Below are 25,076 nucleotides of genomic sequence, written 5' to 3'. Positions count from 1 at the left end.
TCCGCCCTCGGGGGCGGCGGATCCGGGCGGTTCTCAGGCGCGGCGGATCTGGGCGATGATGGTCAGCACGTCCTCGGCGAGGGCCCGGGAGGCGTCCTCGTCGTCGGACAGGGCGACCTCGGAGACCGCGGCGGCGAGCGCGCCGGTGAGGACCACGACCAGCGCTCCCTCGTCCCCCTCGAACAGGGCGGCGTTGCGCTTGGCCCACTGCCGGAGCCGGTCGCGCATGATGACCTCGAACCCCGGCGGCCCGTCCCCGCGCAGGAACAGCGCGGAGATCTCCCGTTCGGCCAGGCAGCCCTCCAGGTAGGCGCGGGCCCCGGCGATGAACAGCCGCATCGGGTCGCCCTCACCCTCCGCCCTGGCGTCCTGGACCGCCTGCTTGGTCCGCTGGGTCTGGCGGGTCTGGAACTCCTCGAAAAGCGTGAGGTAAAGGTCGGCTTTGCCGGAAAAATGATGGTAAAGACTTCCGACACTCGCTCCCGCGCGGGCGACCACGTCGGTGACCCCGGTCTCCGCGAAACCACTCGTGACGAAGATCTCCCTCGCGGCGGACAGGAGCGCGACGCGCGTGGCGGCACCCCGCTCGGAGGTCCGCGCACCCACGCCTTTCACCAGTCGTTCCGTGTCGCTGCTCATGGTGGGCACATTATCCTCCGCCGACCGGTCAGAGGGGGGCCAACTACGATCGTTGCATTAACCACGAGAGGGGTTTCCCACCATGTCCGATGAGACGTCCGTTCCCGACGCCCTCGCCGCGGGAGAGCACGCACCCGATCGCAACCTCGCTCTGGAACTGGTCCGGGTCACGGAGGCGGCCGCGATGGCCGGTGCCCGCTGGGTCGGGCGGGGTGACAAGAACGGTGCCGACGGCGCCGCGGTGAACGCCATGCGCCAGCTGATCAACACGGTGTCCATGAGCGGCGTGGTGGTGATCGGCGAGGGTGAGAAGGACAACGCGCCGATGCTCTACAACGGCGAGCACGTGGGCGACGGCAGCGGCGCGGCGTGCGACGTGGCCGTGGACCCGATCGACGGCACCCGGCTCACCGCGCTCGGCATGCCCAACGGCATCTCGGTGATCGCGGTCAGCGAGCGCGGCTCGATGTACGACCCGTCGGCCGTCTTCTACATGGACAAGCTGGTCACCGGGCCCGAGGCCGCCTCGTCGGTCGACATCAACGCGCCGGTGGCCGACAACATCGCCGCGGTGGCCCGCGCCAAGGGCGGGGTGCCCTCGGACGTGACCGTGGTCGTTCTCGACCGTCCCCGCCACGAAAAGATCATCCGGGAGATCCGGGAGACCGGCGCCCGGATCAGGCTCATCACCGACGGCGACGTGGCCGGTGCGATCATGGCGGCCCGGGTGGGTACGGGCGTCGACCTGATGCTCGGCATCGGCGGTACCCCGGAGGGCATCATCGCCGCGTGCGCGCTCAAGTGCCTGGGCGGCGTCATCCAGGGCAGGCTCTGGCCGCAGGACGACGCCGAGCGCCGCCGGGCGCTGGACGCGGGCCTCGACCTCGACGCCACGCTGAGCACCGACGACCTGGTCAGGTCCGACGACGTGTTCTTCGCGGCCACCGGGATCACCGACGGCGAGCTGATGCAGGGCGTCCGCTACCGCGCGGGGGCTGCCATCACCAACTCCCTGGTCATGCGTGGCCGTTCGGGGACGATACGGAAGATCGAGAGCGAGCACCAGCTCTGGAAGCTGCGGGCCTACAGCGCGATCAACTTCGACAGCGCCAGCTGAGAACAGGCGCCGGAGCCGGGACCGCCCCCGGCGAGGGGCTCATGAACTCCCGGCGGGAGAGCGACGGTGGCCGACGCGGGAACGGAGACGAGCGTCGGCCGCCGCCCGGAAGCCGGGGTCAGCGGCGGAACCAGGAGCGGCGGGGCCGCCTGGGAGACTTGGCCACGATGCTCCCGAGCGTGACAAGGCCGGTGATCTCGATGACCGGCCCGTCGGGCGAGGCGGGAACCTGGTTCTTCTTGCCCCCCATGAACGCCGACGCGGGCATCTCGATTCGTACGCCCTCCGGGACGATCAGGGTGAGGGTGCCGCCCATCACGGTGACGTGCAGGGTCACGTGGCTGGACTGGAGCAGCGCGTCACACAGGTCGAGCTTGACGTTGGCGCAGATCGCGGTGGCCGTGAACCGGGTCGGCACGACCCAGCGGCCCGAGCGCTCCTCGGAGCGGAAGAGCGCCGCCACCGGGGGGACGTCGGTGCGGAGCGGCTGCGCCTCGGGCGGGAGCAGGTCGGCGGTGAGCGCGGACAGCTCTCCCAGCGTGCGGGCGCGGTAGAGGGCCCCGGTGCGCTCGTCGTGCTCCTCGTGGTTGAGGCGCCCGTCGGCGAGCGCGTCGCCCAGCACGGCGGCCACCCGTTCACGGTCGACGTCGCCCGCGCGCAGGTCGGCGGGAGCGGGCTCATGGTTGTGACGGCGGTTCGCGAGCGGCCGGGGATTCTCCACCCCTTGACCCTAATTCCCGCGGGGCCGACAGGAGCGTCCGAGGAGACAGGCCGGAAAACCTGCTATACCTACCGGTTGGATTGATAATCGCCACGTTTGTGATCTACGTTGGTGACGGCCGGGGTCGCCTCGTCGATCCGACGGCGGGAAAAGGGCCCGGTCGTAACCGTTCACCTCAGGCACCCGACCATCCCGATGTCCAGGAGCGCTGTGAGATCACCCATGGAAATTCTCGGCGGCAGCGGCGACGAGGAGCTCAACAGGCTGCTCGGGCAGTTCCGCCACGAGATCACCGGGCTTGAGAAACTTCAGGAGCGCATCTCCGAGGTCCGCGGCAGGGGTGAGGCGGCGCGGGGCCGCGTCGTCGCCGAGGCGTCGACGACGGGCGCGCTCACCCACCTCACGATCGACCCTCGGGCCATGCGGCTCGGCTCCGGCGAACTGGCCGAGGCCATTCTCCAGGCGTCCGCCGAGGCGGCCCGCGACGCCGGGGAACGGTCGAGGGAACTGGTGAGCCCGTTCATCGCCGACACCCTGCTCGAAACCGCCCTGCCGCCCCTGCCGCCCCTGGACAGCCGGTGAGCGCGGTACGGCCTCGCGCTCCGCGTGATCGGTCACAGGCCGCCCTCCGATGAACATCAGTCCCGGGCGCGTCTCGGTATACGGCTTCGGAACGCTGGGCCTCGCGGCGTTCGTCTTCAAGATGCTCGCGGTCGACTACCCGGACGGCGACCCCGACGGCGCCCGCCGGGCCGCCAAGGTCTGGGCCCAGCTCGCGAACCGCATCGAGGAGAGCCCCGACAACACCTACCCGGCCGCCGCGACGGTGTGGCAGAAGAACCAGGGCGAGGGGGTGGAGGCGTTCAAGAGGGCCATGACCTCCGAGCTCTACACGCAGCCTCCGGCGGAGAGTTTCCCCGGCCGGCTCGCCCTCGTCTGCCGTCGGAACAGCGAGGCGTGCGAGGAGTACGCCGAGCTGATCGAGACGGCGCAGCACGCCTACCGCACGGCGGCGCTGGCGAACTTCGCCAGCTTCGTCTTCCTCACCACCTTTCCCTGGCAGGCCGGGGCCGCCGGGCAGCTGGCGCAGTTCCTCATGCGAAGGGCGCAGGCGAAGATCTTCGCCAAGCTGCTCGAACACGCCATCGCGAAGACCGTGCTGACCAAACTCACCGAGTACACGATCGGCAGCATGTTCTTCGCCGTGGGGGACGTGGCCACGGTGGCCGGTGTTCACGCCCTGCGGGGCGAGGACCCGGGGTCGTTCGACGAGAACGCGAAGAAGGCGCTGAAGGAGTTCGCCGCCTCGATCGCCTTCTACGGCGTGTCCGACGTCGCCGCCCCGGGGATCAAGATGATCACCAAGAACGCCGAGGTGCAGGCGTTCCTGGGCAGGATGGCCGGAGGCTCGATCGGATACGGCCCCGCGTACGACCTCATGAAGGGGGAGAGCTACGGGGAACTCGTCCCCACGTGGAAGGAGACCCTGGGCAGAGCCCTCCTCTATTTCACGATGGCCCACAAACCAGCGGGCTGACCTGTAGGAAGTGATGCCAGATGTCCGTACCCGACCCGCCTTCCGGCGCTTCCCGCCCGCCCATGGAGATCTCCCCGGAACTTCTCCGGTCCGCCGCGGACGCCTTCGACGTCGAGAGGACCGAGCTCGCCAAAGCCGTCGGCCAGGCGGCCACGGAGCTGAACGGCATCGGAAACTTCTGGGGCGGCGGCAAGGAGGGGACGGCGTTCTTCAAGGGCCAGGGCGGCGGCACGGGGTACGAGTCCGTCTCCAGCCAGGCCATCAAGGGCACGGAGGTGCTGCTGAAGGCCCACGAGGACATCCCCGCGCTTGTCCGCCTGATGAACCACACGGTCAAGAACGCCGAGTGGGACAACGTCACCGCGATCCTCTCCGCCCTTCCCGCCCCCGACACGAGCCGCCCGGTGTGGGGAGAGCCGAACGACACCGGCGGCAAGTGACACCTCGTGGAGACCGTTCCCGGATGTCCCCGACAGCGGATACGGGACACCGGCCGGACGGTGCCGAATCCCGCCACCGCCGGGACGGACATCCTCCCTATGCGCGGAGCGAAGCCGTCGTTTCCCGCCAGCCCCGGAAAACTTCGGCACGTCACCGGGCCATTGACCGTCGAGGTCGGCGCCCCTAGCCTGACGGGAACTTGAATCCCACTCATGTTCCCCCGGAGGTCGTCATGCCGACCCCACGTGACAGGCAGGCGCGCGTGGCGACCTGGGCGGCGTTCTTCGTCCAGGGTCTCTGCTTCGCCACCCTGCTCACCCATGTGATCGACCTCCAGCACAAGTTCGGGCTCAGCGACGGCGACCTCACCGTGGTCCTGCTGCTCGTACCGGTGATCGCCGGGGTCGGCAGCGCGGTCGCGGGTCTCCTGGCGAGCCGGTACGGCAGCGCCCCGGTCCTGCGGATCTCCCAGGTCGGCGTCTGCACCGCCGTGGTCCTGTCGGGCTGGAACGGGCAGCTCACCGGGCTGTACGCGCTCAGCGCCGTGTTCGGCCTGTTCCTCGGCGCGGTGGACGCGACGATGAACATGCAGGCGGTCGCGGTCGAGCGCCGGTACGGCATGAGCGTGCTGACCGGCTTCCACGCCGTGTGGAGCGTCGGCTCGATGCTGGGCGCCGGGTTCAACTCCGCCTTCAGCGCGCTCGGCGTGGACCCGGCCTGGTCCTTCTCCGTCCCGGTGCTGATCGGCGCGGCGATCTCGGTGACCATGCTCCCCCGCCTCTACGAGCGGGACGAGGAGAGGTCCGGCGAGCGGGCCGCCCGCGTGGCGGCCCGGCTGCCGTGGCGGCCGATCATCCCGCTCTGCCTGGCGATGGCGTTCCTGTACGTCGGCGACGCGGCGGTCTCCAACTACGGCACGGTCTATATGGAGAAGGCACTGGCGGCGAGTGGCTGGCTGGTGCCGTTCGCCTACCTCGTCTACCAGGCGACCATGCTCCTGGCGCGGGTCCCCGGCGACCTCGCCGTACGCAGGTACGGACCGGCGCCGGTGGTCCGGGTGGGCGCGGTGGTCGCGGCCGTGGGCACGCTGGGGGTCGTCGTCGCGCCCGGTGTCGCGGTGGCCGTCGTGTCGTTCGGCCTGATCGGCGTCGGCCTGTCCGTCATCGCCCCGCAGTCGTTCTCGGCCGCGGGCCGTCTGGGTGCCGGGGCGGAGACCGCGATCGCGCGGGTCAACATGTTCAACTACGTCGGCTTCCTCGTCGGCGCCGCCGTGGTCGGGACGCTCAACGACACGGTGGGCGTCCGGGTGGCGTTCGTGCCCGCCGCCGTCCTGGTGGCCCTGATCGTGTTCCTCGCCAGGGGCTTCCAGCCGGACCCGGAACCCGCCACACGACCGTAGCCACGCGAGAAGCACGGCCGCACCGCGAGGAGCACCCACGACCGCGAAGGGCCTCACAGACTCACAGGCTCACAGGCTCACAGGTAGGGACGCTGGTCCCGCTTGGCCTGCTCGTAGGCCGCGCGGGCCCGTCGCACCTCCGGCAGCCCCGACACCTCCGCCACCGGGACGTCCCACCAGGCCGTGGTGTCGGGACCCGGGCCCGGCACCGTCTCGACGTACACGACGGTGGTGCCGACGGCCTCCCTCGCCTTGGTGAGCGCCACCCGCAGGGACTCGGGGCCGTCGGCGCGGATCACGTCGGCGCCCAGGCTGGCCGCGTTGGCGGCGAGGTCCACAGGGAGGAAGGCCCCGTCCAGCGCGCCCCCGGCCCCGCGCATCCGGTAGGCGGTCCCCAGGCGTCCCGCCCCGACCGACTCCGACAGGCCGCCGATGGAGGCGAAGCCCCGGTTGTCGACCAGCACCACGACGAGCTTGACGCCCTCCTGCACGGCGGTGGCGATCTCCTGGGCCATCATCAGGTACGACCCGTCACCGACCAGCACGAACACCTCGCGTTCCGGCGCGGCCAGCTTCACCCCGAGCCCTCCGGCGATCTCGTAGCCCATGCAGGAGTAGCCGTACTCGACGTGGTAGGACTTCGGGTCGGTCGCGCGCCACAGTTTGTGCAGGTCGCCGGGCATCGACCCGGCCGCGTTGACCACCACGTCCGAGGGCCGGGCCACCTCGTTGACCATGCCGAGCACCACCGGCTGGGTCAGCGCGTCCCCGGCCGTCAGGAGGGAGACCCGCTCCTGCCACTCGTGGGTCAGGCGCGTCGCCCTCGCGGTCCAGCCGGGGTCGGCGCTCCACCCTTCCAGGTCCAGGGCGCGCAGCGCCTCGCGGGCGTCGGCGACGAGCATCTCGCCGGAGTGCTTTGCGGCGTCGAAGGCCGCGACGTTGACGTTGAGGAACGCGGCCTCGCCGAACAGGGTGCGGGAGGCCGTGGTGAAGTCGGTGTAGCGGGTGCCGACCCCGATGACCAGGTCGGCGTCGCGGGCCAGGTCGTTGGCGGCGCCGGTGCCCGTGTGCCCGACCGCGCCGACCGCGCAGGGGTGGTCGTACGGCAGCACCCCCTTGCCCGCCTGGGTCTCCCCCACCGGGACGCCGTGGTCAGCGGCGAACACGGCCAGCGTCTCCCACGCCCCGCTGTAGACCACCCCGCCACCCGCCACGATCAACGGCCGCCGCGACCGCCTGACCAGCTCCGCCGCCCGCGCCAGCGCGGCGGGTTCGGGGACGGGACGCGCCACGTGCCACACCCTGCGGGCGAACAGCTCCTCGGGCCAGTCGTACGCCTCCGCCTGCACGTCCTGCGGCAGCGCCAGGGTGACCGCGCCCGTCTCGGCCGGGTCGGCGAGCACCCGCATCGCGGCCGGAAGGGCCGCGAGAAGCTGCTCGGGCCGGTTGATCCTGTCGAAGAACCGGGAGACGGGACGCAGCGCGTCGTTGACGGTCACGTCGGGGAAACGGGGGTCCTCCAACTGCTGCAGGACCGGGTCGGCGGCGCGGGTGGCGAAGACGTCGCCGGGCAGCAGCAGCACCGGGATCCGGTTGATCGTGGCCAGCGCCGCGCCGGTGACCATGTTGGTGGCGCCGGGACCGATCGAGCTGGTGCAGGCGAAGGTGGACAGCCGGTCGCGGGCCCGCGCGTAGCCGACGGCGGTGTGCACCATGGCCTGCTCGTTGCGCGCCAGGTAGTACGGGAGGTCGCCGCCGGTTCCCGCGCCCCGCTCGGCGAGGGCCTGCCCGATCCCTGCGACGTTGCCGTGGCCGAAGATGCCCAGGCATCCGGCCACCAGCCGGTGTTCGACGCCGTCGCGCTCCGACCACTGGTTCGCGAGGAACCGCAGGAGCGCCTGTGCCACGGTGAGTCTCATCGCAACCCCTCACAGGGCCTTCGTCATCGGGAGTCTCGGGTCGATCGGCCGCTCCGCCCACGAGGCGCGGATCCAGGCGTGCCGGGGGTCGTCGCAGAAGGCCATCGACCGTTCGGGCGCGGGCCCGGCCAGCACGTTCAGGTAGTAGAGGTCGTAGCCGGGGGCGGCCATCGACGGGCCGTGGTAGCCGCTGGGGACGAGCACCACGTCACCGCCCGACACCTCGGCCAGCACCTCGTGGGTCCCGTACACCCGCTGGTAGCCGGGGCCGCCCTCGAAGTAGTAGATCTCCTCCAGCACGGCCTCGTGCTCGGAGGCAGTGTCGTGCTTGTGCGGCGGGTACGACGACCAGTTGCCACCGGGGGTCAGCACCTCCACCGCGACGAGCTTGTCGCAGTCGAAGGCGTCGGGGGCGCAGAAGTTGTTGACCTGGCGGCTGGCCGGTCCCGTCCCGCGCACCTCGACGGGGACCGCGTGCGCGGGACCGTACCGTACGGGAAAACGCCTGGTCGCGCGGGCTGCGGGCAGGGCGAAGCGGCCCTCGCCGGTGATCCGCGCGGTCGTGCCGACGGGCAGGTACGCGAAGTCGGTGACCGCGTGGAAGACCGAGGTCCTGCCGTTCAGCGTGAGCCGCACCCCGTCGCACTCGACCACGCACGCGCCCGACAGCGGCAGGAGCAGCATCTCCTCGTCGCCGGTCTCGAACTCCACGCTCTCACCGGACAGGCAGAGCACACGGAGCCCCGCGTACGTCCACCCGGCCGCCTCCGGGGTGATCGACAGGGTCCACGGCGCCCGCGCGGTGCTTCCCGCGGGAACGAAGGTCATGGCCACTCCTTCCCGGCGCCGTCCCGGCCCGGTCTCCCGTTCACGTCCACCCCGTCGCCGTCCCGGCGGAGTCTCCTTCTCGCGCTTCCCCGGCTTCCCCGGCTTCCCCAGCGGAGTCTCGCGTGCTCGCCGTCGCCGTCCCGGCGGAGTCTCGCGTTCATGCCGCCTCCAGCATCGCCGCGGCGGTGTCGACGGCCGCGGCCACGTCGTCGTCGGAGGGGTACAGCAGCGCGCGGCCCACCACCAGGCCCCGTACGCCGGGAAGCCGCAGGGCCTCGCGCCAGGCCGCGTAGGTGAGCTCCGGCGCGCCGCCGGGGTCGCCCCCCAGGAGCAGCGTCGGCAGGGTGGTGGCCCGCATCACCCGTTCCATGCCGTCCACGACCGGGATCTTCAGCCAGGTGCGCGCGGAGGTGGCGCCGAGTGCCTGGGCGACGTGCATGGACCGGATGACCCCCTCGGGTGACAGGTCGTGGGTGATCGCGCCGCCCGCCCGCCGGGACCAGAACGGCTCGACCATCGCGACCAGGCCGTGCGAGGCCAGCTCGGTGACGGCCCGGCCACACGATTCCAGGGTGAGGGCGGTGGTGGGGTCGTCCATGCCGATCCGGCAGAGCATCTTGCCGCCGTCCAGACCCGCCCGGACGATCGAGGAGGTGTCGTAGGCGGTGAAGCGGTCGTCGAACTCGAAGGCCGACCCGTGCAGGCCGCCCCGGTTCATCGACCCGACCACGATCTTGTCCTCCAGCGCGCCGAGCAGCAGGAGGTCCTCCACGATGTCGGGGGTGCCGAGCAGCCCGTCCACGCCGGGTCTGGCCAGCGCCACACACAGGCGTTCCAGCAGCTCGACGCGGCTCTCCATGGCTCCGGGGCGGCTTCCGACGCCGACGACGCCCCTGGCCGTGTGGTCGGCGGCGATGATCAGGAGCCGGTCGCGCTCCTCCAGCGGGATCCCACGCCTCCGCGTCGCCGCCGCCTCCGCGATCCGGCCGGGAAACCGTGCCCGCGTGTCGAGGAGCATCCGGTGCTCTCGCTCGTTCATGTGCCTCCCACCCCTGTCCGGCCGTTCTCGCCCGCGCCGAGCACGTCCATCACCTCGTCGAGCCGGGGCATGGCCGGGGCACAGGCCAGCCGTCCGGCGACGATGGCCCCGGCCGCGTTGGCGAACCGCAACATCTCCTCAAGCGGCCGATGTTCGAGGAGACCGTGGCAGAGGGCACCGCCGAAGGCGTCTCCCGCGCCGAGGCCGTTGACCACCTCCACCGGCACCGGCGGCACCTCCACCGTCTCGGCCGCGGTCATGCCGAGCACCCCTTCCGGGCCCCGCTTCACGATCGCGAGCTCGACCCCCGCCTCCAGCAGCGCCACCGCCGCCGCGTACGGCTCGCGGGTGCCGGTCGCCACCTCGACCTCGTCCAGGTTCCCGACCGCCACCGTGACGTGGCGCAGGGCCTCGCGCACCCGCTCGCGGGCCTCCTCGGCGCCGGACCAGAACATCGGGCGGTAGTCGAGGTCCAGCACGGTGTGCGGCACGCGCCCCCTGGCCCGCCAGGCCGCGAGATGCGCGCTCCTGGAGGGCTCCTGGGACAGCCCGGTGACGGTCGCCCAGAACAGCCGGGCTCCCGCGACGGCCTCCAGGTCCAGCTCCTCGGGGAGGATCTCCAGATCCGGGGCCTTGGGGAAACGGTAGAAGTAGAGGGGGAAGTCGTCGGGCGGCCGGATCTCGCAGAACGTCACCGGGGTGGGCAGGTGCGCGACCGGGGTGACGAAGCGGTCGTCGACCCCGTACCCACGCAGCGCGTCGTGCACGAAGAGCCCGAACGGGTCGTCCCCGGTCCTGGTGATCACCGCGCTGGAGTGGCCCAGCCGGGCGGCGGCCACGGCCACGTTGGTGGGACTGCCGCCCAGATACTTGCCGAAGGTCTCGACCTCGCGCAGCGACACCCCCACCTGCAGCGGGTAGATGTCGACCCCGGCCCGGCCCATGGTCAGGACCTCGATCATGCGCGTCCCTCGCCGGGCGGCCCACCGGGAGGCGCCCCGCCGCCCCCGCGCTCGCCGCCCCCGGCTGGTCCTCCGTTTTCGGCTGGTCCTCCGTTTTCGGCCACTCCGCCGCTCCCGGTCGGCTCGCCCCTCCCGGCATGCTCGCCGCCCCCGGCTGGCCATCCGCTTTCGGCTGGCCCTCCGTTTTCGGCCACTCCGCCGCTCCCGGCTGGCTCTCCGTTTTCGGCCGGTTCGCCCGGTCCGGTCTCGTCTCCGGTGAGCCTCCTCAGGTACGCCAGGCTCTCGCGGACGTTCTCCTTGGGATCCCCGGAGTCCCCGGGCCCCCCGAACTCCCCGGGCGCGCCGTCGGTGGGGCCCAGCACGACGTCCTGCTCCAGGACGTACCAGCCGTCGTATCCGGCCGAGGTCAGGCCGCCGACGATGGCGGGGAGGTCCACGTCACCCCGGCCCAGCGGGCGGTAGAGGCCGTCCTTCACGGCCCGGCCGTAGGTCAGCTCGCCCGCCCGCACCCGCCCGGCCATGGCGGCGTCCACGTCCTTGAGGTGGACGTGCGCGATCCGCCCCGCGGCGCGGGAGACCAGCTCGGCCGGGTCGGTGCCGCCCGCGAGCAGGTGGCCGGTGTCGAGGCACAGCGACACCGGGCTGCCGTCGAGCACCCGCTGGACCTCCTCGCGGTTCTCCACCACGGTCCCGATGTGCGGGTGCAGGGTGACGGTCCTGCCGAACTCCTTGGCGTTCCTGAGGATCCGGCGCAGGTTGCCCATGAGGGTCTTCCAGGCGGTGGCGTCCAGCTCCGGCCTGGCGTCGTAGCTCTCACCGCCGGTGGAGGCGGCCAGCACGACCACGTCCACCTCGCCGTCCATGAAGGCGCGCATCGCGGCCCGGACGATCGGGAGCGGGTCGTGCTCGGCCTCGTGCAGGACGACGGGGACGAACCCGCCCACCGCCCGCAGCCCGTACTCCGCGAGAAGGGAGCGGCAGCGCGCCGGAGAGGGCGGCAGGAACCCGGCGGGGCCGAGCTCGGTGGCCGTCAGGCCCAGCTCTCTCATCTCGGCGAGCACCCGGGAACGATCCAGCTGCCGCCCCCAGCCGGGAACCTCGCAGACCCCCCAGGAAATGGGCGCTCCGGCCGTCCTCACAAAGCACCTCCACCGCTCACCAAAGCGCCTCCCCTGCTCACCGGAGCACCTTCACCGCTCACCAGAGCACCTCCACCACCCACCGAAACACCTCCACCGCTCACCAGGGCACCCTCACCGCTCACCGAAGCGCCTCCGGTGGCGCCTCCAGTGGCGGATCCGGCCTCGCGTGCGGGGTCGCCCCCTCTCACACGATCACCTCCGTTCACACGACCACCTCCGTGACGCGTACCGGACGCCCCTCGCGCCGGGAGAGCTCCGCGGCCTCGGCGAGGTAGAGCGCCGCGAGGGCGTCCTCGACGGTGCAGGGACTCTCCGTCTCTCCCCGGGCCGCGCCCAGGAAGGCACCGAGCTCGGCGACGTAGGCGGGCTCGAACCTGGCCGCGAAGTCGGGCCAGGGCTCGCCCGGCGGTTGCAGGCCCTCGGTGCTGGTCAGCGGCACGCGCGGGTCGAGGCCGACCGCGCGGGTCCCCAGGGTGCCCGCCAGCTCCATCCGCACGTCGTATCCGGCGCCGTTGTACCGCGAACCCTGCAGGGTGACGAGCGTGCCGTCGTCCATGGTGAGCAGCGCGGCGCTGGTGTCGACGTCCCCCGCCTCGGCGAAGAACGCCTCGCCCCGGTTGGAACCGGTCGCGTAGACGGTGTCGGCCTCCCTGCCGGTGACCCAGCGCAGGATGTCGAAGTCGTGGATGTGGCAGTCACGGTAAATACCACCCGATGTCGGGATGTATCCGGGGTCGGGTGGCCGGGGGTCGGCGGTGAGCATGTGCACCCGGTGCAGCGTGCCCAGCTCGCCGACGGCCAGCGCCTTCCTCGCGGCGGCGTAACCGGCGTCGAAGCGCCGCTGGAAGCCGATGTGCACGACCGTGCCGCTCCGCCTGACCGCGTCGAGCACGCGCAGGGTGTCTCGTACGCCGGGCGCCACCGGTTTCTCGCAGAACACCGGCACCCCCTTGGCGCAGGCGCGCATCAGCAGCTCGGCGTGGGTCGCCGTGGGGGTGGCGACCACCACCGCGTCGCCGTCGAACGCGTCTCCCACCCGGGCTCCCAGCCTGGCGGCCACCTCCGCCGCCCGCCCGCCGTCCGCGTCGCTCACCACCAGCTCGTCGACCCCGGGATGCGCCGCCAGGGTCGCGGCGTGGAACGCCCCGATCCTGCCGAGTCCCAGTAGCCCAACACGCATCGTGCCTCCGGAGAAGAAAGCGGCCGATCTCCAGTTCTAGGCGACGAGTCAGAGGCCGTCAAGAATTTGTCAGGACATATAGACGATTCGTCATACCGTACGGGACGTTTCACGGAGGACGTATCCGCAGGTGGGAGACGTGCCCGTGGGACGGGTCAGCGGCGCAGGGCGTCCGCGAGGGCGCGGATCGTCGCGTCGGCGTGGCGGGCGGGCAGCCGGGCGAAGCCCATCACCAGCGCGGGCGGGCCCGGGGCGTGCCGCATCGGGCCCACCGGCTCGACCGCCAGCCCGAGGTCCAGGGCCGTCTCCGCGACCGCCGCCTCGTCCCAGTCGTACGGCAGCTCGGCGAGCAGGTGGAGCCCGGCGGAGACGCCCCGCACGGTGATCTCGGGGAGGTGCTCGCCGAGGGCGAGCGCGAAGGCGTCGCGGCGGGCGCGGTACTCCCGGCGCATCCTTCTCAGGTGCCGGTCGTAGCCGCCGGTCGTGACGAAGTCGGCCAGTACGTACTGCTCCAGGACGGGCGACCCCAGGTCCAGCTCCCCTCGGGCCAGCCGCAGCGATTGGGCGATCTCGGGCGGGGCGGCCACCCAGCCCAGGCGGAGCCCGGGGGCGAGGGACTTGCTGACGCTCCCGATCAGGATCACCCGGTCGGCGGCGAGCCCCTGAAGGCAGCCCACCGGGTCGCGGTCGAAGCGGAACTCCGCGTCGTAGTCGTCCTCCAGGATCGCCGCGCCGGTCGCGGCGGCCCACTCGATCAGCTCGGCGCGGCGGCGGGGCGACAGCACGACCCCCGTCGGGTACTGGTGCGCGGGGGTGAGCAGCACCGCGCGCGCCCCGGTCGCGGCCAGGGCCCCGACGTCGACGCCCTCGCCGTCCACGGGGACGGCGACCACGTCGGCGCCCGCGGCGTGCAGCAGCGGGAGCTGGCGCCCGCCCGCCGGGTCCTCGATCGCGAGCAGGATCCGGCCGGGGGGCGGCGCGGGGTGCGCGGCCCGCCGGACGAACCAGCCGAGGTCGTGGGGCGACCGGGCCCGGGGAAGCCTCCCCGCGAGCGCCTGGATCGTGAGGCTGACCCCCTGGGCCACCCCGCCCACGATCACCAGGTTGTCCGGTTCCACGTCGGCGGCCCTCACCCTCCTGAGGTAGGCGGCCAGCTCCTCGCGCAGCGCCGGGACGCCGCCGGGGTCGCCGTAGTCGAGGGCCTCGGCGGGCAGCGTGGCGAGCGTCCTGCGCATCGAGGCCAGCCACCGCTCCCTGGGGAACGCCCCCAGGTCGGGCGCGGTGGAACGGCGCCCGTGGTACGGCTCGCGATCCCCCTCCACGGCACGTACAACGCCTGCGGCACGCGCAACGCCTGCGGCAGGTGCAACATCTGCGGCACGCGCCACGGGCGGGTCCTCCGGCGCCGGTGAGGGACCGGCGGGGAGAACCGAGGGGCGGCTCGCCGCCGGGGCCACGATGGTTCCCGCCCCGATCCGGGAGATCAGGAAGCCCTCGGCGACGAGCTGCTCGTACGCCTCGACCACCACCCCGCGGGAGAGCCCGAGATCCCTGGCCAGCTCGCGGCTGGCGGGCAGCCTGACCCCGGCCGCCAGGCGCCCGCGCCGTACCGCCTCGCGGAGTTCGCGGGCGATCTGGGCGGCGACGCCGCCCGCCGCCCGGTCGACGACGAGATGCAGATCGGCCAATTGGTCCTCTGTTCCGCTGCCACATTGGACCCGACAGGGGTGCCATTGGCTTCCTAGCATTCCGCACATGAACGTGGATGTCAGCACCACCCCCCGGCCGGACTCGCGCGGCCTGGCCGAGGCCGCGACCGCGATGTTCCTGGTGGGCACCCTGGCGGGGGTCTCCGGGGTGATCGGGAACTACCCGGTCCACGGCGGCCAGGCCCTGCGCTACCTGCTGGCGGCCGTGATCCTGCTCGCCGTCGCCCGGCTCGCGGGGCTGCGGTTCGTCCGGCTCACCCTCCGCGAGACGGCCCTGCTGGCGACGCTGTCCCTGACGGGGCTGGTGCTCTTCAACGTGTGCGTGATCGAGGCCACCCGGCACGGCGGCCCGGCGCTGGTCGGGACCGTCCTCGGGACCTCGCCGCTGGCACTGGCCCTGCTCGGCGGGCGCCCCTCGCCCCGGCTTCTCTGGGCGGCGGCGATGGTCGCGGCCGGGGCGACGGTGGCCACCGGGCTGGGCAGCGGCGACCCGGCCGGGCTGCTCTGGTCGCTGGGCGCGCTGGGCTGCGAGGTCTGCTTCTCCATGCTGGCCATCCCGCTGCTGCCGAAGCTGGGCGCGGTGCGCGTCTCGGCGTACTCGGTGACGCTGGCCGTGCCGATGCTGGTGGTGGCCGGGCTGCTCGCGGACGGCACCGCGATGGTCCGCGCGCCGACGCTCCCCGAGCTCGCGGGCCTGGGCTACCAGTCGCTGGTCGTGACGACCGTGGCGTTCTTCCTCTGGTACGACGCCCTGCCCCGGCTCGGCCCGGGAACCGCGGGGCTGTTCGCCGGATTGATCCCGGTCGGCGCCATCGCCACCGGCGCGATCCTCGGCGTGGGCGCGCCCACGGGGCCCGACCTGCTCGGCGCCGCGCTCGTGGTCACCGGCATCGTCGTCGGCCTCAGCTCCGCGGGCTCACCCGCTGCGAGGGTACGTCGGCCGGTTCGGGCGGGGCGGTCCGCTGCCGGGGGATCTCGACCCGCTGGGGCAGGCTGACCTGCCGTGCGGGCTCACCGGCCCGCCGCAGGGGCAAAGTGACCCGCTGCGAGGGCAGGCTCGCCCGCCCGGAGGCGACGTCGAGCCGCTGCCGGGAGAGGGTCAGCGGGGGTTCCGGCCAGCTCACCGGCCACTCCGGAGTGCGGCCTCCGGCTTCCTTGATGCTCGTGAGCGTGATGGCTATCAGCGACGCGACGAGACCGGCCACCACGAAGAGTGCCACGATCGCCAGCAGGACGATGTCCCCGGCCATGACGGTGCTTCCGATGTTCATGCTCTCTCCCAGCCTCCGCCGAACGCTCGGCCCGGCTCCTTCCAGCTTCCCCTGTGTCTTCGGACAGATGAGTACAAAAGACGCATAAGCCATCAATACTTGCCCCAAATATGTGGCTTTCATCTCATATGCCCGCCTGCCCGCGTGCGGCCCAACCCCGGGGATCGAGGCCGTACCCTCTAGGGAAAACAGCGCCCGCACGGAGGATCGACGACGATGCCCGAGTTCGACTACACCGACCTGCTTCCCATGGGCCCGGACGAGACGGAGTACCGCCTGATCACCGCCGAGGGGGTACGGGTCGTCGAGGCCGCGGGACGCCGGTTCCTGGAGGTCGAGCCCGAGGCGCTGCGGCTTCTCACCGAGAACGCGATCCACGACATCTCCCACTACCTGCGGTCGTCCCACCTCGCCCAGCTCCGCAAGATCATCGAGGACCCCGAGTCGAGCGGGAACGACCGCTTCGTCGCCCTCGACCTGCTGAAGAACGCGTCGATCTCGGCGGGCGGCGTGCTCCCGATGTGCCAGGACACCGGCACCGCGATCGTGATGGGCAAGCGCGGGCGCCACGTGCTCACCGACGGCGCCGACGCCGAGCACATCTCCCGTGGCGTCTACGACGCCTACACCCGGCTGAACCTGCGCTACTCCCAGATGGCCCCCATCACCATGTGGGAGGAGAAGAACACCGGCTCCAACCTCCCCGCGCAGATCGAGCTGTACGCCGAGGACCCGGGCGGCCACCCCGACGAGTACAAGCTGCTGTTCATGGCCAAGGGCGGCGGCAGCGCCAACAAGTCGTTCCTGTACCAGGAGACGAAGGCGGTGCTCAACGAGAAGCGGATGCTCCAGTTCCTGGAGGAGAAGATCCGCTCACTCGGAACCGCCGCCTGCCCGCCGTACCACCTCGCGGTCGTCGTCGGCGGCACGTCCGCCGAGTTCGCCCTGAAGACCGCCAAGTACGCCAGCGCCCGCTACCTGGACTCCATCCCCACCGAGGGCTCCCCCTCCGGCCACGGCTTCCGCGACACCGAGCTGGAGGCCAAGGTCTTCGAGCTCACCCAGAAGCTCGGCATCGGCGCGCAGTTCGGCGGCAAGTACTTCTGCCACGACGTCCGCGTCATCCGCCTCCCCCGCCACGGCGCCTCCTGCCCCGTCGCCATCGCGGTCTCCTGCAGCGCCGACCGCCAGGCCCTGGCGAAGATCACCCCCGAGGGCGTCTTCCTGGAGCGGCTGGAGACCGACCCGGCGAGGTTCCTGCCGGAGACCACGGACGACCACCTCTCCGACGACGTCGTCAAGATCGACCTCAACCGCCCGATGCCGGAGATCCTCGCCGAGCTGACCAGATACCCGGTCAAGACTCGCCTGTCGCTGACCGGGCCGCTCGTGGTCGCCCGCGACATCGCCCACGCCAAGATCGGCGAGCTGCTGGACGCGGGCGGCGAGATGCCGGAGTACCTCAAGAACCACGCGGTCTACTACGCCGGGCCCGCCAAGACCCCCGAGGGCTACGCCTCCGGCTCCTTCGGCCCCACCACCGCCGGGCGGATGGACTCCTACGTCGAACGCTTCCAGGCGGCCGGAGGCTCCAAGGTCATGCTCGCCAAGGGCAACCGCTCCAAGCAGGTCACCGACGCGTGCAAGGCCCACGGCGGCTTCTACCTCGGCTCCATCGGCGGCCCCGCCGCCCGCCTCGCCCAGGACTGCATCAGGAAGGTGGAGGTCCTCGAATACCCCGAGCTGGGCATGGAGGCCGTCTGGAAGATCGAGGTCGAGGACTTCCCCGCCTTCATCGTCGTGGACGACAAGGGCGAGGACTTCTTCACCGACACCACCGGCCCCGTCCTGACCATCGGCCGCCGCTGACCGCCTGGGACCGTACGGCCGGGAAGAGGTCTCAGGCTCCGGAGGGCGCGGGCGAGAGGTAGACGCGGAAGGTGTGGAAAGACTCGCGGAGCCGGGACCAGCCGAGCCGTTCGTAGAGGCGTACGGCGGCGGTGGCCTCGGGGGAGGTGACGAGCCAGGAGGGGCCCGCGTCCGCGGTGACGCGGCGGAGCAGGGAGGCGCCGAGCCCCCGGCCGGTGAAGCGCGGGTCGACCGCGAGCTCGTGGACCTCGAAGCGGGCCCTCGGCACCGACGCGTCGCCGTCGAGGGCGTCCGCGATGGGGCGGTAGAGGCGGTCGGAGGGCCAGGGGCCGGGGGCCTCGAAGCCGTAGGCGAACCCGGCGGGCTCGCCGTCGACGCGGGCGGTCACGCAGCGGAATCCCGGTTTGCCCGTCTGTGACGGCAGGCGTCCGGCGAAGACCTCGATCCGGTCGGGGGTCTCGTGCCGCCGGTCCTCAACACCGCGACATCAGGCTCCGCGTCGTCGAGGACCGGTGGCACGAGACCTCCTGGACCAAACTGACACTCGCCATCATGCTGCAACTGCAACTCCTTCGCAATAGATGGAGACCTAGGTCGCAAGACTGATGTAAACGCGAACAGCTTGCAATAGTGTCCAGGGAAAAGGTGATCAACGAGGAGGTAGCCCGCATGGGTGAGTACACCCTTCCCGACATGCCCTACGACTATGCGGCCCTGGAGCCCGCGATCACCGGAGAGATCCTGGAACTGCACCACTCCAAGCACCACGCCGCCTACGTCAAGGGCGCCAACGACACCCTGGAGCGGCTGGCCGAGGCGCGCGACAAGAACGAGTTCGGCGGGCTCGTCGGGCTGGAGAAGACCTTCGCCTTCAACCTGTCCGGGCACGTGCTGCACTCGATCTTCTGGGAGAACCTCTCCCCGGACGGCGGCGACCGCCCCGACGGCGAGCTGGCCTCGGCCATCGACGAGCACTTCGGCTCCTTCGAGGCGCTCCAGAGGCAGCTCACCGCCGCCACCGCCGGGGTGCAGGGCTCCGGCTGGGGCATCCTGGCCTGGGAGCCGCTGGGCCGCCGCCTGGTCGTCGAGCAGGTCTACGACCACCACGGCAACGTCGGGATGAGCTCCACCCCGCTGCTGGTGTTCGACGCCTGGGAACACGCCTATTACCTCCAGTACCGCAATGTCCGCCCCGACTATGTAGAGAAGCTGTGGACCTTGGTCAACTGGGCAGATGTCACGCATCGTTTCTCAACAGTTACAAGCGCGAAAATCTGACCCAAGTTGGCAAGAAGATTCGGCCCGGTCTCTACTGGTCGCATTACGCAAATCGGTAAGCTGCACCACATGCGTGCGCCGCCCGGATACCTTCTCGCAGCGCGCTACCGGCTGTCAGAACCGGTTGGGCGCGGTGGCATGGGCACTGTCTGGCGGGCACACGACGAGTTGCTCAACCGCGAGGTGGCCGTCAAGGAGGTCCGCCTCCCCCTGGTCCTCGACGAGGAGCTCCGCGCCGAGCTGTGCGCCAGGACCGAGCGCGAGGGGCGCGCGACCGCGATGGTCGCCCACCCCTCCGTCATCACCGTCTTCGACGTCGTCACCGAGGACGAGCGCCCCTGGATCGTGATGGAGCTGCTCCGCGCCAGATCGCTGGAGCAGCTCCTCCAGGACCACGGCCCGCTGCCGCCGCGTCAGGTGGCGGAGATCGGCCGCCAGGTCCTGGGGGCGCTGCGCGCCGTGCACGCCAAGGGGATCCTGCACCGCGACGTGAAGCCGAGCAACGTCCTGGTGACCGACGACCGGGCCGTGCTCACCGACTTCGGCCTGGCCGCGCTCGAAGGCGACGTGTCGATCACCCAGGCGGGCATCGTGCTGGGTTCCGCCGGGTACATCGCCCCAGAGCGCGTGCTGGGGGCCAAGGCCAGCCCGTCCGGCGACCTGTGGTCGCTCGGCGCGACCCTCTACACCGCCGTCGAGGGCCGGGGCCTGCACGGGCGCCGTACGGCGGCGGCGGCGCTCGCCGCGCTGACCAGCGGCGAGCCGATCCCCATGGAGCGGGCGGGACCGCTGACCCCGGTGCTGCGCGGCCTGCTCACGATCGACCCGAACTCCCGGCTCGACGCGGGACGGGCCTCGATGATGCTCGCCCGGGTGGCGGCCGGCGGGATGGTCGAGGAGTCCTTCTCCAGGCCCCCCGCGCGTCCCGGCGGCAGGCCGTCCGCGGGCGGGTCCGACGGGGCGTCGGCTCCGCCGTTCGGACGCCGTTCCCAGCACCGGGGGATGCACCGGGTCGGCTCGGCGCCGCCACCGGCACCGCGGCCCTCGTCTCCGGGGACACCCCCGCCGCCGTCGGGGCCCGCGTCGGGGCCGACGCCCCAGCTTCGGGCGCACCGGCGTCCCGGCGAGGGCGTTCACCGGAAACCTGCGGACATTTCGCCAACCTATCGCCCAATTGTCCGTTTTATGACACCCTTCATAAGGTTGGTCCTCCCGCGTCTTCTCTGGCCGAGGGAACTCCGTAAGCGCGGGTAAAGCGCTTCTCAAGGTGGAATGGCTATCTTCTTCTCATGCCGGAACAGCAGACGCGTGTGCTCGCGGACCGTTACGAGCTGATCGCGCCGCTCGGCCGAGGCACGATGGGCACCGTTTGGAAAGCCCACGACCGTTCCCTCGGCCGTGAGGTCGCGATCAAGGAGATCCGTCAGGAGCCCGGCCTCAGCGAGGCGCAGCGCGCCGAACTTCGGGAACGGATGATCCGCGAGGGTCGTACGGCCGCCCGCATCAGCCACCCCTCGGTCGCCACCATCCACGACGCGATCGTCGAGGACGGCAGCCCCTGGATCATCATGGAGCTCGTGCAGGCGCGTTCCCTGGAGCAGGTGATCGAGGAGGAGGGTCCCCTTCCACCCCGCCTTGTCGCCGAGATCGGGGCCGACCTGCTGGGGGCGCTCCGCGCGGCCCACGCCCAGGGGGTTCTGCACCGCGACGTCAAACCCGGCAACGTGCTGATCACCGAGAGCGGCCGGGTGGTCCTCACCGACTTCGGCATCGCCAAGGCGGAGGGCGACACGAGCCTCACCAAGACCGGCATGGTGATCGGCTCCCCCGGATACACCGCGCCCGAGCGGGCCCGTGGCGAGCACACCGGGCCCGAGTCGGACCTGTGGTCCCTCGGTGCCACGCTGTACTTCGCGGTCGAGGGCCGCCCGGCCTACGAGCGGTCCTCGGTGGCGGAGACCCTGGCCGCGCTGATGAGCGAGCAGGTCGACCCGCCGACCCAGGCGGGACCGCTGCGCCCGGTGCTCGAACAACTGCTGGAGAAGGACCACACGGCGCGGCTGACGGCCGCCCAGGCGGGCGCGCTGCTCCGGGCGGTGGCCGACACCCCCTCGCATCTCGCGGACTCCCTCCCCCCGGTCCCGGCGCCCGCCGTCGCCCCTCCCCCTCCCGCGCCGTCCCCCTCGGCCTCCGAGACGCCCTTCGTGGAGTACGCCAAGGAAGACCTCGACGACGAGGACCCTGAGGACCCTGAGGACCCCGAGGAGCCGGGGGAGCCCGAGGACGGCGCCGGAGGTTTCGACGCCGACCGGACCATGGTGGTCATCCGTCCCAAGGACGGCCTGCGCATCCCCGGCACACCGTCCGCCTCCCCGTCACCTCCGGCCGCCTCGGGCCGCCCGACGACCTCGCCCTACCCGGACCGCCCGCCCTTCGCGGAGCCCGGCAGGCCGGTCGCGGGACGGCAGGCCCCTTCCGACCTCGGGACCCCCGTCGCGCGAGGACCTGGTGCCTTCGGAGGACGGGGGGCGTTCGGGGAGCCGGACGCCCCGGCGGCCTTCGACGAACCGGGAGGCGAGTCGGCGGCCACACCGCCCCACGGGTTCCCGGTGAGCGGCGGCCCCGACCTCTCCGCCACCCCGCCGCACGGCTTCCCGCCGGTCGACCCGGAGTTCGGGACGCCCGGCCAGGGACGCCCGGGGTCCGAGGCGCCCCCTCCGCTGAGGCTCGTCCCCGGAAACCGGCCCGTTTCCGACAACCGGCCGGTCGCCGGTAGCCGCTCCCCCGGCGTCGGCGGCCCGCCCGTCCAGGCGGAGCCGGTGTCCCCGCAGCCCTGGCGTCCGCCGGGTCCCGAGGCGTCCGACGGCGCGTACCGCCCCCCCGGTCTGGGCACCGACCTGTTCGCGATCGCGAACCAGAACGCCCAGCCCGACCCCGGCCGCCCCGGGCCGAGGAAGCCGCCGTCGCAGAAGACCCGGATCGGCGTCCTCGTCCTCATGGGCGTGGCGGCGATCGCCCTCGTGGTGATCATGATCCTGTCGGTGGCCGCCTTCTTCTGAGGACGGTCCGCGCGGAGAGCCCCGTACCCGCCGTTTGATTCTCTCCTCAGGACGCAGACTGGGTTCATGAGCGAGTATCGGATCGAGCATGACTCGATGGGCGAGGTACGGGTTCCCGCGGGGGCCAAGTGGCGGGCGCAGACCCAGCGGGCGGTGGAGAACTTCCCCGTCTCGGGGCGCGGGCTGGAGGTCCCGCACATCGCGGCGCTCGGCCTGATCAAGGCACTCGCCGCCGAGGTCAACGCGGAGCTGGGGGTGCTCGACAAGGAGCTGGCGACGGCGATCGCCGAGGCCGCCACCGACGTCGCGGAGAACGACTGGGACGGCGAGTTCCCCGTCGACGTCTTCCAGACCGGCTCCGGCACCTCCTCCAACATGAACGCCAACGAGGTGATCGCCACCCTCGCCGAGGAGCGGCTCGGCCGTCCCGTCCACCCGAACGACCACGTGAACGCCTCGCAGTCGTCCAACGACGTGTTCCCGACCTCCATCCACGTCGCCGCCACGACCGAGGTCTCGTACCACCTGATCCCCTCGCTGCGGCACCTGGCCACCGCGCTGCGCGACAAGTCGCTGGAGTTCGACGGCGTGGTCAAGGCCGGGCGTACCCACCTGATGGACGCCACCCCGGTCACGCTGGGACAGGAGTTCGGCGGGTACGCCACGCAGATCGACAACGCGATCGGGCGGGTGCGGAGCGCGCTCCCGCACCTCGCCCAGCTGCCCCTGGGCGGTACGGCGGTCGGCACCGGCGTCAACACCCCTCCCGGCTTCGCGGCCAAGGTCATCGAGAGGTTGCGCGACGCCACCGGGCTGCCGTTCTCCGAGGCCCCCGACCACTTCGAGGCCCAGGGCGCCCGGGACGCCGTCGTCGAGCTCTCCGGCCAGCTCCGCACGGTCGCGATCTCCCTCAACAAGATCGCCAACGACCTGCGCTGGATGGGTTCTGGCCCCCGGGCCGGACTGGGCGAGATCAACCTGCCCGACCTGCAGCCCGGGTCGTCGATCATGCCGGGCAAGGTCAACCCGGTCGTCCCCGAGGCGGTGACCATGGTCGCCGCCCAGGTGATCGGGAACGACGCGGCCATCGCCTTCTCCGGCGCCTCCGGCACGTTCGAGCTCAACGTGATGCTCCCGGTCATCGCGCGCAACATCCTGGAGTCCATCCGGCTGCTCGCCAACGCCTCCCGGCTGCTGGCCGACCGGTGCGTACACGGCATCACCGCCAACGTCGACCGCATGCGCGAGTACGCCGAGTCGTCGCCGTCGATCGTCACACCGCTCAATCCGTACGTCGGGTACGAGGAGGCCGCGAAGATAGCGAAGCAGGCCCTCGCGGAGCGCAAGACCATCCGCGAGGTCGTCATCGAGCGCGGCCACGTCGCCAACGGCACCCTCACCGAGGAACGGCTCGACGAGCTGCTCGACGTCCTGTCCATGACCCGGCCGCCCTCGTAGACACCGCTCCCGGGCAGGACCGTCGCCCGGATGGGCGGATCCGGCCGTCGGCCGTGGACCGGCGCCCCGGTTGTCGTCGTAGATCGGCCGACTGGGAGACTCGGAGCATGACCCAGATCAAGTTCTACGGCCGCAGGGACGTGTGGTCCGACCGGCGTCGGGAGATCTCCGACACCGTCCACGGTTGCCTGGTGGACGTCTGGCGGCTTCCCGAGGACAAGCGGTTCCACCGGTTCCTGCTGCTGGACGCCGAGGACATGGTCTGCCCGCAGCGGAGCGAGCGGTACCTCATCGTGGAGATCGTCTGTTTCAGCGGCCGGTCCGACGAGGCCAAGCGCTCGCTGATCCGCGCCCTGTTCACCAGGGCCGGGGACGTGCTCGGTCTTCCCCCCGAGGACCTGGAGATCGTGATCCTGGAGGCACCCAAGGTCAACTGGGGCATCAGGGGCCTCCCCGGCGACGAGCTCACGCTCATGTACCCGGTCACCATCTGAGGACCGCGCGTCCCCTGACGGCGACCGGCCACGGGCGTTCGTACGCCGGAGGGTGGCGAGGCGCTTCCGGAAACGAGCCGCTTCCGGGAACGGGCTGGAAGGGACGACCGGCGCTCCGCCGGAGAGGAGGCTCGCCACATAAGCACGGAACGGAGTGTGGGGACGGGCGACATGGGCCGGGATTCGGGTCATTGCCTAGATTCGGCAGCATGATTGACCTAGCGGGTCGGCGAGCCGTGGTGACCGGGGCGGGCAGTGGGATCGGGCGCGCCTGCGCGCACCGGCTGGCCGGGGCCGGGGCCCACGTGCTGGTGGTCGACATCGACGCCGAGGCGGCGGCGAAGGTCGCCGCGGAGATCTCGGGGACACCCGTCGTCGCGGACCTGTCGGAACCGGACTTCGTCCGGGCGATCCCGCCCGGCACGGACATCGTGGTGAACAACGCCGGGTTCCAGCACGTCGCCCCGATCGAGGAATTCCCTCCCGAGGTGTTCTCCAAGATCCTCAAAGTGATGGTCGAGGCCCCCTTCCTGCTGGTCAGGGAGGTTCTTCCGGGCATGTACGAACGCGGCTGGGGCCGGATCGTCAACATCTCCTCGGTCCACGGCCTCCGCGCCTCGCCCTACAAGGCGGCGTACGTCACCGCCAAGCACGCCCTCGAAGGGCTGTCCAAGACGATCGCCCTGGAGGGCGCCCCGCACGGCGTCACCTCCAACTGCGTGAGCCCCGCCTACGTCCGCACCCCCCTGGTGGAGAACCAGATCGGCGCCCAGGCCGGAACCCATGGCATCGGCAGGGACGAGGTGGTCGAGCAGATCATGCTCGCCCCCGCCGCCGTCAAACGGCTGATCGAACCCGAGGAGGTCGCCGAACTCGTCGCCTACCTCTGCGGCCCGCACGGCTCCTTCATCACCGGCACCTCCCTCCCCATAGACGGCGGCTGGACCGCCCGCTGAGGCCGTACCAGCGTCGCCATGAACCCGTGAGACCGCGCCGGGGACTGGACTGAGGAAC

At 71.7% G+C, this 25,076-nt stretch carries 24 protein-coding genes; 13 read left to right on the top strand and 11 right to left on the bottom strand.

Annotated features, from left to right (window positions below):
- Positions 1-33: 33 nt before the first annotated feature.
- Positions 34-639: a TetR/AcrR family transcriptional regulator gene (locus ACW9TB_RS16010; RefSeq protein WP_472748814.1), complete on the bottom strand. Its 606-nt coding sequence runs from the start codon at positions 637-639 to the stop codon at positions 34-36.
- 82 nt (positions 640-721) lie between these two features.
- Between ACW9TB_RS16010 and glpX the strand changes: the two genes are divergently transcribed.
- A complete protein-coding gene (gene glpX / locus ACW9TB_RS16005; RefSeq protein ID WP_472748813.1) occupies positions 722-1,756 on the top strand; it encodes a class II fructose-bisphosphatase in 1,035 nt (344 codons plus the stop codon).
- Positions 1,757-1,874: 118 nt separating this feature from the next.
- On the opposite strand, the gene ACW9TB_RS16000 is transcribed toward glpX, so the two are convergent.
- A complete protein-coding gene (locus tag ACW9TB_RS16000; protein WP_472748812.1) occupies positions 1,875-2,477 on the bottom strand; it encodes a DUF1707 SHOCT-like domain-containing protein in 603 nt (200 codons plus the stop codon).
- A gap of 210 nt (positions 2,478-2,687) precedes the next feature.
- On the opposite strand from ACW9TB_RS16000, the gene ACW9TB_RS15995 reads away from it, so the two are divergent.
- The 4 genes from ACW9TB_RS15995 to ACW9TB_RS15980 all read left to right on the top strand — a co-directional run bounded on the left by ACW9TB_RS15995 (position 2,688) and on the right by ACW9TB_RS15980 (position 5,854).
- Complete coding sequence (locus ACW9TB_RS15995; protein WP_472748811.1) at positions 2,688-3,059, top strand: YbaB/EbfC family nucleoid-associated protein; 372 nt, start codon at positions 2,688-2,690, stop codon at positions 3,057-3,059.
- 49 nt (positions 3,060-3,108) lie between these two features.
- Complete coding sequence (locus tag ACW9TB_RS15990) at positions 3,109-4,014, top strand: WXG100-like domain-containing protein (RefSeq protein WP_472748810.1); 906 nt, start codon at positions 3,109-3,111, stop codon at positions 4,012-4,014.
- Positions 4,015-4,034: 20 nt separating this feature from the next.
- On the top strand, positions 4,035-4,454 hold the full coding sequence (locus ACW9TB_RS15985) for a hypothetical protein (RefSeq protein ID WP_472748809.1): 420 nt from the start codon (positions 4,035-4,037) through the stop codon (positions 4,452-4,454).
- Between the two features lie 233 nt (positions 4,455-4,687).
- Positions 4,688-5,854, top strand: coding sequence for an MFS transporter (locus tag ACW9TB_RS15980; RefSeq protein ID WP_472748808.1), 1,167 nt, complete (start codon positions 4,688-4,690; stop codon positions 5,852-5,854).
- Between the two features lie 77 nt (positions 5,855-5,931).
- Here the strand turns inward: ACW9TB_RS15980 and iolD are convergent, their stop codons facing one another.
- The 7 genes from iolD to ACW9TB_RS15945 all read right to left on the bottom strand — a co-directional run bounded on the left by iolD (position 5,932) and on the right by ACW9TB_RS15945 (position 14,612).
- Positions 5,932-7,773 carry a 3D-(3,5/4)-trihydroxycyclohexane-1,2-dione acylhydrolase (decyclizing) gene (gene iolD, locus ACW9TB_RS15975; RefSeq protein WP_472748807.1) on the bottom strand — a complete coding sequence of 614 codons (1,842 nt, stop codon included), beginning with the start codon at positions 7,771-7,773 and terminating at the stop codon, positions 5,932-5,934.
- Positions 7,774-7,782: 9 nt separating this feature from the next.
- The gene (gene iolB / locus ACW9TB_RS15970) at positions 7,783-8,601 is read right to left on the bottom strand and encodes a 5-deoxy-glucuronate isomerase (RefSeq protein WP_472748806.1); all 819 of its coding nucleotides are present in this window, start codon (positions 8,599-8,601) and stop codon (positions 7,783-7,785) included.
- Between the two features lie 157 nt (positions 8,602-8,758).
- A complete protein-coding gene (locus ACW9TB_RS15965) occupies positions 8,759-9,640 on the bottom strand; it encodes a class I fructose-bisphosphate aldolase (protein ID WP_472748805.1) in 882 nt (293 codons plus the stop codon).
- A complete protein-coding gene (gene iolC / locus ACW9TB_RS15960; RefSeq protein ID WP_472748804.1) occupies positions 9,637-10,602 on the bottom strand; it encodes a 5-dehydro-2-deoxygluconokinase in 966 nt (321 codons plus the stop codon). The genes ACW9TB_RS15965 and iolC overlap by 4 nt, the downstream gene beginning before the upstream one ends.
- Entirely contained in the window at positions 10,599-11,741 is a 1,143-nt protein-coding gene (locus tag ACW9TB_RS15955) for a TIM barrel protein (protein WP_472748803.1), read from the bottom strand. The genes iolC and ACW9TB_RS15955 overlap by 4 nt, the downstream gene beginning before the upstream one ends.
- A 205-nt stretch (positions 11,742-11,946) precedes the next feature.
- Positions 11,947-12,924 carry a Gfo/Idh/MocA family protein gene (locus tag ACW9TB_RS15950; protein ID WP_472748802.1) on the bottom strand — a complete coding sequence of 326 codons (978 nt, stop codon included), beginning with the start codon at positions 12,922-12,924 and terminating at the stop codon, positions 11,947-11,949.
- Between the two features lie 155 nt (positions 12,925-13,079).
- Complete coding sequence (locus tag ACW9TB_RS15945) at positions 13,080-14,612, bottom strand: aminotransferase-like domain-containing protein (RefSeq protein ID WP_472748801.1); 1,533 nt, start codon at positions 14,610-14,612, stop codon at positions 13,080-13,082.
- Between the two features lie 67 nt (positions 14,613-14,679).
- Between ACW9TB_RS15945 and ACW9TB_RS15940 the strand changes: the two genes are divergently transcribed.
- The gene (locus ACW9TB_RS15940; RefSeq protein ID WP_472748800.1) at positions 14,680-15,630 is read left to right on the top strand and encodes a DMT family transporter; all 951 of its coding nucleotides are present in this window, start codon (positions 14,680-14,682) and stop codon (positions 15,628-15,630) included.
- On the opposite strand, the gene ACW9TB_RS15935 is transcribed toward ACW9TB_RS15940, so the two are convergent.
- Complete coding sequence (locus ACW9TB_RS15935) at positions 15,536-15,904, bottom strand: hypothetical protein (RefSeq protein WP_472748799.1); 369 nt, start codon at positions 15,902-15,904, stop codon at positions 15,536-15,538. The two genes, ACW9TB_RS15940 and ACW9TB_RS15935, sit on opposite strands and share 95 nt — an antisense overlap.
- A gap of 216 nt (positions 15,905-16,120) precedes the next feature.
- On the opposite strand from ACW9TB_RS15935, the gene ACW9TB_RS15930 reads away from it, so the two are divergent.
- Positions 16,121-17,773, top strand: coding sequence for a fumarate hydratase (locus tag ACW9TB_RS15930; RefSeq protein WP_472748798.1), 1,653 nt, complete (start codon positions 16,121-16,123; stop codon positions 17,771-17,773).
- Positions 17,774-17,804: 31 nt separating this feature from the next.
- Here the strand turns inward: ACW9TB_RS15930 and ACW9TB_RS15925 are convergent, their stop codons facing one another.
- The gene (locus tag ACW9TB_RS15925; protein ID WP_472748966.1) at positions 17,805-18,197 is read right to left on the bottom strand and encodes a GNAT family N-acetyltransferase; all 393 of its coding nucleotides are present in this window, start codon (positions 18,195-18,197) and stop codon (positions 17,805-17,807) included.
- Between the two features lie 245 nt (positions 18,198-18,442).
- On the opposite strand from ACW9TB_RS15925, the gene ACW9TB_RS15920 reads away from it, so the two are divergent.
- From ACW9TB_RS15920 to ACW9TB_RS15895, 6 genes are all read left to right on the top strand, one after another.
- A complete protein-coding gene (locus ACW9TB_RS15920; protein ID WP_472748797.1) occupies positions 18,443-19,051 on the top strand; it encodes a superoxide dismutase in 609 nt (202 codons plus the stop codon).
- Between the two features lie 138 nt (positions 19,052-19,189).
- Positions 19,190-20,305: a serine/threonine-protein kinase gene (locus ACW9TB_RS15915; protein WP_472748796.1), complete on the top strand. Its 1,116-nt coding sequence runs from the start codon at positions 19,190-19,192 to the stop codon at positions 20,303-20,305.
- A gap of 35 nt (positions 20,306-20,340) precedes the next feature.
- Positions 20,341-22,110: a serine/threonine-protein kinase gene (locus ACW9TB_RS15910; protein WP_472748795.1), complete on the top strand. Its 1,770-nt coding sequence runs from the start codon at positions 20,341-20,343 to the stop codon at positions 22,108-22,110.
- 66 nt (positions 22,111-22,176) lie between these two features.
- A complete protein-coding gene (locus ACW9TB_RS15905) occupies positions 22,177-23,568 on the top strand; it encodes a class II fumarate hydratase (protein ID WP_472748794.1) in 1,392 nt (463 codons plus the stop codon).
- Positions 23,569-23,675: 107 nt separating this feature from the next.
- A complete protein-coding gene (locus tag ACW9TB_RS15900) occupies positions 23,676-24,062 on the top strand; it encodes a tautomerase family protein (protein ID WP_472748793.1) in 387 nt (128 codons plus the stop codon).
- Between the two features lie 209 nt (positions 24,063-24,271).
- Positions 24,272-25,018 carry a 3-hydroxybutyrate dehydrogenase gene (locus ACW9TB_RS15895; RefSeq protein ID WP_472748792.1) on the top strand — a complete coding sequence of 249 codons (747 nt, stop codon included), beginning with the start codon at positions 24,272-24,274 and terminating at the stop codon, positions 25,016-25,018.
- The last annotated feature ends 58 nt before the right edge of the window (positions 25,019-25,076 follow it).

This window comes from Streptosporangium sp. H13245, assembly GCF_055690525.1.
Note: the sequence above shows the minus strand (reverse complement) of the source record. Positions and strands in the feature narration are given on the sequence as shown.